We start from the raw sequence: 13,257 nt of genomic DNA, 5'->3' as shown, positions 1-13,257 counted from the left end.
GATGAATATATGTGCCTGTGCGCGATCCAGCCAGCGCGTGAATCCGGGATTGACCGCAGATTGAACCAGGCAGATGAAACGAACACCGCGCGCAACCGGCACGTCAAGACGTACCCGCTGCGCGCGGTTCAAGCCATGAGGGCGGCTTTAGCGCTTCTTGCGCGCCGTCGGCTTGGACGCCGGTTTGGGCGCCGCGCCGTGCTTCTTCGCGGCACCGCGCGCGGCGCGTGCTTCCTTGACGGCAGCGCTTTGTGCGGGAGCCGCTTTCTTGCGACGCGCGCCCGCCGCATTGCCGCCTTCGACCGGCGGCAACGCGCGCACGCGCGCGCCGCCGTTTTCGCCGGATGATTTGTCGGCCGCCGCCGCGCCGCGCACCGGATGCGGCTTGATCGGCGTATCCCGCACGAGACGGAAGTCGATCTTCCGCGCGTCGAGATCCACGCGGCTCACCTGCACGCGCACGCGATCCGACAGGCGGTAGCGAATACCCGTGCGCTCGCCGCGCAGTTCGTTCTTGATCTCGTCGTACTGGAAGTAGTCGGAGCCCAGTTCGGTGACGTGCACGAGGCCTTCGATGAAAAGCGAGTCGAGCTGCACGAAAATGCCGAACGACGTGACACCGTTCACCATGCCGCCATATTCTTCGCCGAGCTTGTCGCGCATGAAATAGCACTTGAGCCATGCCTCGACGTCGCGCGACGCTTCGTCGGCGCGGCGTTCGTTGGCCGAGCAATGCAGACCCAGTTCTTCCCAGATCGCCACGTTGTTCGAGCGCGAGCGGCCGCTTTTTTCCTCGTCGGCCTGCTGCATCGCGCGTGCGCGCGGCGACAGCGCCGTATTCAGCGTGACGCCTTGCGGCGGCTCCGGCTGATACTTGCGGCCCTGCAGGATCGCGTAGATCGCGCGGTGCGTGAGCAGGTCGGGATAACGGCGGATCGGGCTCGTGAAGTGGGCATACGCCTCGTAGGCGAGACCGAAGTGGCCGATGTTGTCGGGGCTGTACACGGCCTGTTGCATCGAGCGCAGCAGCATGGTTTGCAGCATCTGCGCGTCGGGCCGTTCGCGGATTTGCGCCATCAGCGCGGCGTAGTCGCTTGCATGCGGCTTGTCGCCGCCGCCGAGCGTGAGGCCCATGCCGCGCAGGAACGTGCGCAGATTTTCGAGCTTCTCCGCAGTCGGCCCGGCGTGCACGCGGAACAGACCCGGATGCTTGTTGCGCTTGAGGAAGTCGGCGGCGCAGACGTTCGCGGCCAGCATGCATTCCTCGATCAGCTTATGCGCGTCGTTGCGGGTACGCGGCACGATCTGTTCGATCTTGCCCTGCGCATTGCAGACGATGTACGTCTCGGTCGTGTCGAAGTCGATCGCGCCGCGCTTCTGGCGCGCGGCGAATAGCGACTTGTAGACGCCGTACAGATTCTGCAGTTGCGGCAGCAGCGCGGCGCGGCGCGCGGCTTCCGGACCCTTGGTGTTCTTCAGCACCGCGGCGACTTCGGTATAAGTCAGACGTGCGGCCGAATGCATCACGCCGGGATAGAACTGATACGCCTTCACTTCGCCGCGCGCGGTGACGATCATGTCGCACACCAGCACGCAACGGTCGACGCTCGGATTCAGCGAGCACAAACCGTTCGACAGTTTTTCCGGCAGCATGGGAATGACGCGGCGCGGGAAATAAACGGAGGTGCTGCGTTCGATCGCGTCCGCGTCGAGCCCGCTCTTCGGATGCACGTAGTGCGAGACGTCCGCGATCGCGACGATCAGGCGGAAACCATCGCCGCGGCCTACCTTGACCGGCTCGCAATAGACGGCGTCGTCGAAGTCGCGCGCGTCTTCGCCGTCGATCGTGACGAGCGGCACGTCGCGCAGGTCGACGCGGTGACGCACGTCGGCCGGTCGGACTTCATCGGGAAGTTTCGAGGCTTCGGCAAGCGCGTCGGGGCTGAACTCGTGCGGCACGCCGTACTTGCGCACGGCGATTTCGATTTCCATGCCGGGGTCGTCGATATCGCCGAGCACTTCGGCCACGCGGCCGAGCGGCTGCGAATGACGACTCGGAAAATCGGTCAGCTCAACGACCACCACCTGACCGACCTTGGCCTTCTTGGTGTTCTGCGTGATCAGGATGTCGTGGCCAATGCGCTTGTCTTCGGGCGCGACGATCAGCGCGCCGTTCTCATTCAGCAGGCGGCCAATGACGCGCTTGTTCGCGCGGTCAGTGACTTCGACGATATGCCCTTCCGGCCGGCCACGCCGGTCATAGCCGACGATGCGCGCGAGTACGCGATCGTTGTGCATGACCTTCTGCATTTCGGCGGTGGGCAGGAACAGGTCGTCCTGGCCGTCGTCGCGAATCAGGAAGCCGTAGCCGTCGCGATGGCCTTGAACGCGCCCTGCGACGAAGTTCGACGGATGAGTCAGTTGATACAAATTGCGCTGATCGAGCCGGATCTGGCCGTCGCGCTCCATCGCGCCGAGGCGCTTGAAGAATCCCTCGCGCTCCTGGCGCTTGATCGACAAGGCTTCGGCGATGTCGTTGGCGGCGAGCGGCGCTTCGCTCGTACGCAGGACGCCGAGGATTTCCTCGCGGCTCGGAATCGGATACGGAAATTTGCTCAAGGGCTTGTCGATGATTTTTTCTCGTTGCATGGACGTCGGTCGGCGATGTGGCTCGGCTTAAGAAGCGTTTGCAGCGCGCATGATCCGCGCCTGCCGTTGCACTAAAAAGACTGTCTCGGGTCCGGCTCGTTCAAGGCTGAGTCCGACGGGCTTGTGCACCGTGCCAACGAACTACTGCGAGGCATTCTAACACCCGTGCGGCGCGCCACGCGGGCCGTCAATAGTCGCCAGGAAGCCCGCGCAGCGTCGTCGGCGGGTTGTTTAAGCAAGTTTTGAGAAACGCTTGACAGGCTCCATCCTGCCGCTATAATGGCGGTCTTTGCTGTTCATCACCTGCCCAGGTGGCGAAATTGGTAGACGCACTAGGTTCAGGTCCTAGCGGTGGCAACACTGTGGAGGTTCGAGTCCTCTCTTGGGCACCAGGATTCAAAACTAAAGCCGCCATGTTGTATGGGCGGCTTTAGTTTTTGTGAAAAGCGTTTTGTGCAAAGCGTTTGGTTTGATGGTCATGCAGTCTGATTACCGGTCGCCGGCATTCAATGCATTGCTCGTAGTTGTAAAAGCGAAGTTTGTTTATAGCGGGGATTGACACGCTGCATCAGCCCGCTAAAATAGCGTTCTAGCTTGAAGACGTGCCCAGGTGGCGGAATTGGTAGACGCACTAGGTTCAGGTCCTAGCGGTGGCAACACCGTGGAGGTTCGAGTCCTCTCCTGGGCACCACAGTTGTTCCGGCGCAAGCCGCAGTAGTTCGAGAAACCCCGTAAGGTCAACGTCTTACGGGGTTTTTTGTCGTCTATAGATCCGTTGCGTTCAACTGACGCCGAAGATTTTTGCCCTACCCCGATATCACGCTCGTTAATAAAGACGGTCGGCCACGCTCAATGGCTCAGACGTACGACGCTGTTACGCCGGTGCACTTCACGTCCTGGCGTTTTTCCGTTGACAGTTGCCGCAGCGCATCTGAAATAAGCTCGCCGACCTGGGATTGAATCGCCTCTTCGCCGACTGCCTGCGGCGTGCATATCTTCAAGAAGTGCAAGCCATTGCACAGGCTCATCAGCGTCAACGCGACGGCGTCCTGCGGCAAAGGCAGCTCGCAGCCGCCATGCCCGACATTCGCTCGCAAATAGGCGCTGACTTCTTCCAGTTGTTCGTGGCGGAGCGCATTCACGCGCTCCCGGAATGCGCTGTCGCGGCGCGCAATGAGATGCGCCTCCAGCCATAGCGGAAAGGAATCGCTTGGCAGAAAGCAGCGGCTGTAATACGCAATCGCGCGCGAGCTCATATCGTCGCCCCGCTCCGCGACCATGGACTGCAGACGCGCACTTGCCTCGTCGACATCGCGCCGGAGCAGTTCTAGAAGTAGCTCCTCTTTGCAGTGGAAATTGGAGTAGAAGGCGCCGCGCGTATAACCCGCCGCCTTGACGATGTCCTCTACGCTCGTCGCGGCCAAACCCTTTTCAAGGAAAACGCTCCGCGCAGCCTCGAACAGACGCTCTCGCGTCTGCTGTTTTCTCCGCGCGTGCGTCAGGCGTTCGTGCTTCATCGCATAGCTCACCGGTGACGTTGCCGTCTGGACTCGCCGAGCCTCAGCGAACGTGTCAGATGGCGGTTTGCTCGACAACTCTACCTGTGCACCGAGCGGCGCACCGGTCGTATTTGCATATTAAAATCATAACTGACTATATAGTCAATCTATGAAACCGGAACGGAAATAGCGAACCGTCCCGGCAAGCACGTTCGTCCTGACGTTACGCGGGCTCGGCTGCGGTCGCCGCCTGCGCGACGTTGACGTCGCCGAGGTAGACGCTTTCGCCCAGTTCACATTCACGCGACGCCTTGCCGAGCGCGTGAACTATCTCCACCCGGTAGAGGCCGCTGTCCTTTGCGAGGCCCAGGAACCGGAAATCGCCGAACGCGTCCGACACCGTTTCGGCAATCTTCTCGCCACGCGCGTACAGCACAACCACGGCATCGGCCACACACTCGACGATGCCTTTCACCTCGGCACTCACGCTTCCGCCGATAAAGCAGCTTTCCCAGCGCTCAAGGCCGCTGTACCACACGCGAGGTTGTGTGCCGAGGCGCGGTTGCAAAACCTTCAGCCCTTCTTGCCTCGCTTTTTCCGCCATCTTTGCGTCGTCCAGCTTGACCGTTTCGAACACGCCGGTCGGGCATGACTGTTCACATCTGGGACGTTGCCAACCCCCGTCGAGCAGGTGGGCGTCGAAGATCCATGTCTGCGGCAGTTGCAGTTCCTCGTTCCACACAATCGCCTTGTAAGGGCAGGACTTCACGATATCTTTCCGCCCGCGCGCCTTGTCAGGATCGATGATGACGATGCCGTCGGCACGTTTGCGAACGGCGCCGTCACCCGCTCGCACGCATGGCGCGTCGTCGCAGTGATTGCACATCACGGGCAGGTAGGTCGTGTCGACCATGTGCGAGCGGCCCTGCACACGGCGCAAGATCCTGATGGGGCTCGCGGCGCCGGCCGCAGCGGGCGCGGCGTAACCGGGGAAGTCGTTGCCGACGTGCTCGTCGCGCGCGGCGATGACGCAGTTCTGGCAGTTCTCGCAACGTCCGACCTTGATAATCAGATTCCATTTTTTCACGCTGTGCTCCTTACGCTGCGCGGGCGAGCAGAAACGCTTCGGCGCCTCGCCATTTTTCGACCTGTACGAGGCATGAATTCGGGCTCATGCTGCTCGTTCCTGCCGTTTGGGGCCGGTCGGGTGTCAGCATATTCATGCAGCCACCAATTTCGACGCGCTCGCCGTCGACCTCGATCAATTGAAACTCGGCGCTCGCCTCATATGACTTGACGACCCCTGCGGTGACCAGCGGTGAAACGTCGGCCGCGCAGATCACGGCTCCGCGGTCGTTGTAGACCTTGACGAGATCGCGATGACCGATGCATCGCATCGCCGCATCGGCCGCGCTCAACCTGAGGAGCCAGAAACGGTGACCGCCGATGAGCGCGCGATGATCCTCGACACTGTTGATGGACGAATTCTTGCCGTCACAATGCGTATGAAAGCTATAACGGCTGTGCGTGGCGATCAGCTGCAATGGGTACCGGTGAGCCAGGTCCGAGCGCAGTCCTTCCCACGACGGGATATAGCGGTTCAGCGGCGGCCGCTCAGGGTTGTCCGCGGTATGGCGCTTGAGCAGTTCGGGAATGAACTCGAACTTTCCGCTCGGCGTTTGCAGTCCCATGCCGAATCTTTCGGCATGCTGCGACGGCAGCGGATGCGGTTCCTGCAAGTCCTTGCGACGCCCCTGCGCGAACCAGCGCATATCCGGCGGCTGGCGTAATTCCGCTTTCTCGGGTGGCACGACGAAATAGCCTTTGCGGCAGAAATCTCGCCACGAAACGTGATCGGGCAAATCCGACGATTCGAACACGCGCTTGACCCAGTCGAGTTCGCTGCATCCCTCGGTGAACACGCCGCCGAGGCCGAGCCGGCTCAAGATGGCAGTGAAAATGTCGTAGTCGGAGCGCGACTCGCCCAGTGGCTCGATGCATTTGTGCTGCATGGTCATGATGCGATGATTGACCGTGCTGAAACCATGATGTGCGTAGCCGCCGGAATTCGACCATTCGCCGATGTCCCATCGCTCAAGCGACGTGCACGCGGGCAGGATGATGTCGGCGAACTGCGCCTCGCCTTCCATCCAGATCGACTGGTTCACCACGAACTCGATGCTCGGGTGCCGGTAAGCCTCGGCCCACCGTCCGGATCGGGTCACCGTGCTGAAGGCAGAGCCGCCATATCGGTAAATCATGTGGATGGGCGAGTAACCGGGCATCGGGTAACTGAACGGCGCAAACTGCGCTTCCTGAGAAATGCCGTCCCATAGATATCCGGTCGCATGGCCGTTGATGATCGCGTCGGGCAGTTGCTGGCGGGGCACCATCTGCTTGACCGGATTCATGGTAAGAATGTGCGGCATGCGCTGGTAGTTGTTCACCGCGTTCGCGGTCCAGGCCAGGTCGCCGGACATGCCGCCGTCCGCATAGCCAGGAAAGTAGAACTGCAGATCGTGCGGGACCCCGATCTCCAGGCAGCCGAAATTGACGCCCGGCTTACCCCAGCCTTGCATCGCCATCATCATGACCATGCAGCGCGCCCATTGCGCGCCCGTGGCGCCGCGTGCGGCACCGCCAAATCCCGCCCCTGTCATGCCGACGGCGAGATAGACCTTCCTGTTCCCCCACCGCCGCGCGAGCGCGCGAACGTCTTTTGCAGGAACGCCGGTTTCCGGCTCCTGCCATTCCGGCGTCTTCGGCACACCGTCGGATTCGCCGAGCAGATAGGCACGCCATTCGTCGAAGCCGGTCGTGCGCGTGGCAACGTAGTCTTCGTCATATAAGCCTTCCACGGCCCATACGTGCATGATGGCAGTAGCCAGCGCCGCATCGGTTTGCGGTCGCACGGGAATCCACCGTCCGCCGAACAGTTGGGCGGTCGGGTTGCAGTGCGGATCGATGTGCACGAACTCGATACCAAGCTCCTTCGCCCACAGGCGCCTCGCCGTTCCTTCGAACCCGGCGTATGCGCCATTGGTGCTCTCCGGGTCGCAAGACCAGAACACGATCATTTCTGCTTCCTTCAGGCAATCTTCGACGCCGCCGTAGCCGGACGGCACGCCGACCCGCATCGAGTTGCCGAAGTGATGCATCGCCCCCCAATACCATCCCTCCCAACTGTCCGGATTCGCGGCCACGCGGGTGAACCCGATCAGGTTCGCAAAGCGGGTCAGCGCGCTCAGGTAGTAGCCGACATTGCCCCATTGGTGATGGGAAGACATCGGAAACGTGATCGAACCGGGACCATGAACGCGCTTTTGCCGGTTGATCTCCCGCGAGACGATGTCGAGAGCCTCGTCCCAACTGATCGGCATATAGCCGGACGTGCCGCGGTTTTGCGGATTGCGCTCGCCGTCAGGGTCGAAGTCGACCCGCTTCATCGGGTGGAGAATGCGCTTGTCCGAGTAGACGAGTGACTTGATCGCCAATGCATGCGGCGCGACCATGCCTCGTCGCGGCGGGCTGAAACGGCGTCCGCGCGCCTCGATCTCCCAGCTTGCTGCATCGGAGCGATCCAGGTCTATCGGCGTGACCCGGACGATGCGGCCATCCTTTACATAGACGAACAACGGCCCGCCATTCGTGCAGGTCGCATAGCGCCGCGTGCCATCGCGCATCGGCGTACCCATCGGCAGGCTGACGGTTTGCATCATGCTCAGTGTTTGCATGAGCCAAACCAGCAGTTCGTCGTCGCCTTCCGTCACGACCTTGAAATTCTTCGCTGCATGCACGATCTCGGCCTGATCGGGACGTGGAGAGAGGAATTTGAGCGCGGTGGCGACATCCTTGAATGCGATGCGTACGTCCGGCTTTCGGCGCCTGTCTGCAAGAGAACAGACTCGCCCGTTCTTGATCTGGATTGCGCGCCCCATGCTTTCATCCATCAGTCCGATCGAGGCGACCAGGTCGTGCTCTTTCAAACGATGTCGATAAGCCGGAAAGCGGCGCGCCGTCAGTTCGAGAACTTTGGGCAGCGCTAAAAGAATGGTCTTGAGGACCTGTCGTTTCATCATTCGATCCTATGTGAGCTTTGTGTTGGAAGCGCAGCGGGCGGACTTTCGCTAGAACGTGTACGCCACGTTCACGAAAACGCTGACGGGATCCAGCCTGAGCGTGGATTTCGACACGACCTGGGTTCCCGTGGCGGTCTGCCCGTGCAAGGTCAGGTTGGTCTTGACCGGCATGTAGTTGACGTTGCTTCCAACAGACCAGTGCTTTGTGAGCGCGTAACTTGCGCCTAGCTCGAATACCGGATTCCACGACGAACTAAGCGTCGCGTGCGCCGATCCGCCGGGTCCAAAGCTTCCTTCGACGAACGCTTTGTTAGTAGCCCGTACCTGTGTGAACCACGTGTAGTTCACGCCGAGCCCTACGAATGGCCGGAACGCCGAGCCGGCCGAAAACAGGTGATAGCGAAGTTCAATCGCCGGCGGCATGGGCTTCGTCGTGCCGAGATTGCCGTACTTCGCGAGCGTCCCCTCCCCAATCAGATCGACTTTCACTGGAAAACCCAGAAGCGCCGCAACGCCGATGTTGTCCGTCACGTAGTATTCGGTTGTGATCCCCACCGTATCCGACGTCGATGCATGCGCCCCCGTGCCTGTGAGCGTCTGATTCACTGGCTGCCCGCCGACGCTCTCGACCGTGAGTGGCGTTGCGTGGCCTTGTGGCGCCACATGCAACCATCCGAGCGACAGCGTCAAGCTGCCTGCGCTCTGCGCGTGGGCCGCATCAGTCAGCGCGATCCCGCAGACGCAAGCCACCGCTCCGGCAATGCCGGTTCTCCTCTGCTTCATCATTGTTTTCTCCTGTCTCCAGTTGCCGCAACTGTTACGAATTGGGCTTGTCCATGCCATTAGTGAGGCATTCTTTTCACTTTTTAATAGTCGTACTAAATTAATTGAGTCGTTGCACGTGCGATGAAAAGGCAATGCACGCAAACGTCGTTGCGGGCGGCGATGCCCTATCGTCGCGTCCCTGCTACGGCGGCTTCATCGCTCCTGCTGCTGGCGCACACAAGAAAACGAAATGGCGAACGGAAAGCGTGCGAGTGCCGAGGCGGCCAAAGCCTCAAGCGCGAGATCGGGCAGTTCAACGCGCAGCGCAAGAGCCGTTGTTGCGTCTTCAACGACGCTAATGCTCGCGCCTTCGATGCCGACCGCTGCAAGAGCGCAATCAACTGCGTCTACCGTCTCGCGCCGTTTGAGCGAGGGCTTGAAAATCTTGCCCACAGCGGTCAACGGCATGGAGTCGACAATGCGGATCGCCTTCGGCAGCGCTGCGCGCTCCTGAATCTCGCCACGCAGGAAATCGAACAATTCCGCTTCTGTTGCACTCATGCCCCGCTTCATTTCAACATAGGCGACGGGCAGCTCGCCTGCGTGTGTATCCGGGCGGCCCACTGCGGCGGCGAGGCGTACCGCCGGATGACGATGCAGCGGTTCTTCGATTGCCGCGGGATCGATGTTGTGTCCACCCCGGATAATCAGCTCTTTCTTGCGGCCGGTGAGCCAGAAGTAACCGTCGGCGTCACAACGGCCGAGGTCGCCCGTGTTAAGCCAACGGCCGCCGTCTCCCGTATCCATCCAGATGCCGCTGTTCTGTTCTGCTCTCGCATAGCCGACGAATACATTCGGGCCGGAGATCAGCAACTGTCCGACTTCATTTGCAGCGCAGTCCCGGACGTAGCTTCCGGCTTCGTCGACCACCACTGCTTTCATCGCCTGACCGGGCAGACGCAGACCGATCGAGCCGGCCCGGCGTTCGCCGAGCGGCGGGTTGACGCTGCTGACGCAACTGCCTTCAGTGAGACCGTAACCTTCGAGAATTCTTATTCCCGTGCGAGCCTGAAATGCGCGGAGCAACTCAACTGGCATGGGCGCGGCGCCGCATAGTGCGTATTCGAGTGAGCCGATATCCCGGCCTTCGACTGGAACCTCCATCAGTGAACCATAGAGGGTCGGCACGCCGCTGAAAAAGTTGATCCGGTAGTGCTCGACGATTTCCCAGAAACGCTTGACGACGCCCTCGCCCCGATAACCCTGTGCAGTACCGAGCACGACATGCGCGCCGCGCGAAAATGGCAGCAGACCCGTCACCGTCACGGCGTTGACGTGAAAGAGCGGTAGTCCGCAGAAGATCGTCTTCCCGGGTCCGACGCTTTCCCCAAGGAACCGGCCGGCGCTCCATGCGTTGGCCACTTCGTTGCCGTGTCGGCGCATCGCGATCTTGGGCAACCCGGTCGTGCCACCCGTGCAGAAATAGGAGGACACGTCGTCCGCATTCATCTGATGCGCGGTGCAAAGCGCCTCGCCCGACTCGCGCGCAACTGCCGTCGCGAAATCGTGAAACTCAATCTGCGAGGTCACGGCGCGACTCTCGCCGACAGGTTCGTGCTGCTGCGAGCATTCGCCGGCGAGATCGACGAGCACGACATGCCTGAGCGAAGGCACCTTATGCAGAACCGGCTTCACCTTCTGCCAGACGTCAGTGCCTGGGAACGGTGCCAGCGTGACAAGCACGGCAGCGCCCGACGCCTTCAGCAATTGACCGATCGCCTCGCCCTCGAGCATCGGGTTGATCGCACAGACTATCCCCACCGCCTCGCCGCCCCAGATCACACAATGCGTCTCGGGCAAATTGGGCAGCACATAGGCGACGACGGTGGCGCGCTGTACGCCGAGGCGCGACAGCATGTTCGCCGTGCGCGTAATATCGCGCAGCAGTTCGCTGTACGTCCAGTGCTTCGCGTTCGCGTAATCGTCGGCAGTTGCGAAATACGAAAGCGCCGGTGCCGATGGATCGATCGCGGCGCCCCGGCAGATCATCTCGTAGGTGGTTGACGGCAGATCGGCCGGCTGTCCTTGCGCTTCGATAGCAAGAACATCCTGTAGGTTGGCGACGCCTTTCATGCTGCCTCTGCGACGACCAGGTTACGCTGCACCCCGAGGTCGATCGAACCGTCGGGGCTGGCGATACGCGCTTCCACCACGTCTCCCATGCTGAGATACTGCGGCCGCTCGGACTGCATCTTGAGGAACATGCGCCACTTTTCCGCTTCTGGAAGTTGCGCCGCGGCGCGCTGCTTCTCGGGCGATGGAACGATGAGCGCGCAGCCGGACGGCGTCCCGGTCGCGAGCAGGTCGCCTGCGTACAGGTCATGCACTCCGGAGAGTTCAGTCAAAGTCTCCGCCGGACCGTAGACGAGTCCCGCCGTCGAATCGCTCTGGCGAACCGCGCCGTTCACAGTCAGCGTCAGCTTGAGCTCCTTCAGCTTGGGAAAGTCCTGCTGTTGAAGCAGACAGAGGTATGGACCGACAGGGCCAAACGTACGGTAGCTCTTGCCCTTGTAAAACTGCATTTGCGGAATCTGGATATCGCGCGCCGAATAGTCGTTGACAATGACGATGCCCGCGACGAAGTCGTGGAGATTCTCGTCGGTAACCGTTTGGCGGGTTGTGACGTTGCGCTTGAGAACAAGGCCCAGTTCGATCTCGTAGTCGAGAAACTGCACCTCTTTGGGCTTTACCAACCGGGAATCGGCGGCAACGATACAGCTAGACGCCTTCGTGAAGATCATGTTGAATTTCTTCACATCGGGGTCCAAGCCGGACTCGATCATATGCTGACGGTAATTGGCGCCCTGGCAGATGAACTGCTGATCGGCCGTAACAGGCGAGAGCCACTGCACGTCGGACTCCGAGATCTTCTGGCCGTCGAGGTACAGCAACTGCTCGACAGGATTGGCCTCGATGAACTCCGCGGTGGACTTGAACTCACCGGGGATGGGCGTAATAGCGCCATCGGCCACGACGCCCCAATGTGCGCGGCCCTCATGCAGGTAATGCAGAACGTGAACTGGCATAGGTCGATCTCCGGATTCAAATAAAAGGTGTGGTGTCACGCGAAAATTCTGGCCAGCGTCCTCAGCTTGCTCAGCGTGAGATCTGGGCAGCGTCGCAAATTCGAAATCAATGCGGCAATGCTCGCGGGAGTGAATCGGGGCCTCGTGAAACTGCGTGGCATCGTGGGACCCCACTGAGCCATCGCCTCGCGGCTCACGGCATGAATGCCAGTTGGCGCGGCGGACGTGAACAGATCGCCGTCGCAGTAGTGCTCATGCTTGTCGCCCCATGGGTCCTGCCAGTAGTCGAATATCTGGCTGCCGAGAATATGGCGGCCGATGCCCCACGCGTGCGTCCAGCCTTTGTCGCGCAGAACGCGTTGACCCATACCGACCGCGTCGGCGTCCACGACTTCGTAGGCACTATGGCTGTAGGTCGCCACGAAGCCCTGTGCGAGTGCAAGCGTGTGATGATCGGCCGGCTCGTCACCGAGATCCAGCCGCAGGAATGCAACTGCGGGCGAACCGTCGGGAAGCACCTGTATGTCGCTCGGAATGAGGCCGAAGTGGCGCGTGTACCACGCACAGGTTTCCTGATAGTCGGCGAGTTCGAGCACGACATGCCCGAGCCGGATGACCTCCGGCGGCTGTTCGGGCGGCCGCTGTGTATCGTTGATGCGGACTGCCGCATCGACGGAATTGAAAGACAACGGCTGCCGATGGGGCAAAGCCTCCGCTGGCGACTGGCCCCATATCGCATCGACTCGGAAACCCGACGGATCGGTTAGCTGAACGACGTAACCGCCGCCCACGAGCGCAGACGCTTGCACCTGGGACGCGCCCGGCAGGTTGGCCAATGCATCGAGTTCCGCCAGGCTGCCGACCTGCAAACCGAAACCGGCAAAGCGAGCTTTCTGCGCCTTGCGCACCGCATAGCAGAAATGCGAAGCACCGGTACCGCGAAGAAGCAGAAGTGCTTCGTCCCGCGACACGGTTAGGAGCCCGAAGTCGTTGAGGAATCGTTCGGCCTGCTCGAGGTCTGGCCGCTCCAACATCAGATAACTCAATGCCGTTGCTTTCGCCGTCGGGTTGGCGTGACGAGCAGGCTGTGCGGTAGTGATTTTCATGGCGGGATGTGATCAGGCGATCGTAGTGACCGATGCGGCTTCGAAAGCCGGCGAACCGGCAGCGCTCGCATAC

The 13,257-nt window shown here is 61.1% G+C and carries 8 protein-coding genes and 2 tRNA genes; 2 read left to right on the top strand and 8 right to left on the bottom strand.

The genetic code is table 11. From position 1 onward, the window contains the following. Nucleotides 1–147: 147 nt before the first annotated feature. Nucleotides 148–2,649, bottom strand: a complete 2,502-nt coding sequence (gene rnr / locus H281_RS0103680; protein WP_020065732.1) for a ribonuclease R — start codon at nt 2,647–2,649, stop codon at nt 148–150. Nucleotides 2,650–2,954: 305 nt separating this feature from the next. Here rnr and H281_RS0103675 point away from each other — a divergent pair. Beyond that, nucleotides 2,955–3,041 (top strand) — tRNA-Leu (locus tag H281_RS0103675). 212 nt (nt 3,042–3,253) lie between these two features. Then, a tRNA-Leu gene (locus tag H281_RS0103670) sits at nt 3,254–3,340 on the top strand. Nucleotides 3,341–3,506: 166 nt separating this feature from the next. Here H281_RS0103670 and H281_RS34295 read toward each other — a convergent pair. The 7 genes from H281_RS34295 to H281_RS0103635 all read right to left on the bottom strand — a co-directional run bounded on the left by H281_RS34295 (nt 3,507) and on the right by H281_RS0103635 (nt 13,184). Next, complete coding sequence (locus H281_RS34295) at nt 3,507–4,166, bottom strand: TetR/AcrR family transcriptional regulator (protein WP_020065731.1); 660 nt, start codon at nt 4,164–4,166, stop codon at nt 3,507–3,509. Nucleotides 4,167–4,371: 205 nt separating this feature from the next. Continuing rightward, complete coding sequence (locus tag H281_RS0103660; RefSeq protein ID WP_020065730.1) at nt 4,372–5,235, bottom strand: 4Fe-4S dicluster domain-containing protein; 864 nt, start codon at nt 5,233–5,235, stop codon at nt 4,372–4,374. A 10-nt stretch (nt 5,236–5,245) separates the two neighbouring features. Beyond that, on the bottom strand, nt 5,246–8,224 hold the full coding sequence (locus H281_RS0103655; protein WP_020065729.1) for a molybdopterin-dependent oxidoreductase: 2,979 nt from the start codon (nt 8,222–8,224) through the stop codon (nt 5,246–5,248). A gap of 51 nt (nt 8,225–8,275) precedes the next feature. Further along, nucleotides 8,276–9,013, bottom strand: coding sequence for an OmpW/AlkL family protein (locus H281_RS0103650; RefSeq protein WP_020065728.1), 738 nt, complete (start codon nt 9,011–9,013; stop codon nt 8,276–8,278). Between the two features lie 192 nt (nt 9,014–9,205). After that, complete coding sequence (locus H281_RS34290) at nt 9,206–11,125, bottom strand: acyl-CoA synthetase (protein ID WP_020065727.1); 1,920 nt, start codon at nt 11,123–11,125, stop codon at nt 9,206–9,208. Next, nucleotides 11,122–12,078: a fumarylacetoacetate hydrolase family protein gene (locus tag H281_RS0103640; RefSeq protein ID WP_020065726.1), complete on the bottom strand. Its 957-nt coding sequence runs from the start codon at nt 12,076–12,078 to the stop codon at nt 11,122–11,124. The genes H281_RS34290 and H281_RS0103640 overlap by 4 nt, the downstream gene beginning before the upstream one ends. A 35-nt stretch (nt 12,079–12,113) precedes the next feature. Next, entirely contained in the window at nt 12,114–13,184 is a 1,071-nt protein-coding gene (locus tag H281_RS0103635) for a VOC family protein (protein ID WP_020065725.1), read from the bottom strand. Nucleotides 13,185–13,257: the final 73 nt, after the last annotated feature.

Source organism: Paraburkholderia caledonica, from assembly GCF_000383275.1.
Lineage (GTDB): Bacteria > Pseudomonadota > Gammaproteobacteria > Burkholderiales > Burkholderiaceae > Paraburkholderia > Paraburkholderia caledonica.
Note: the sequence above shows the minus strand (reverse complement) of the source record. Positions and strands in the feature narration are given on the sequence as shown.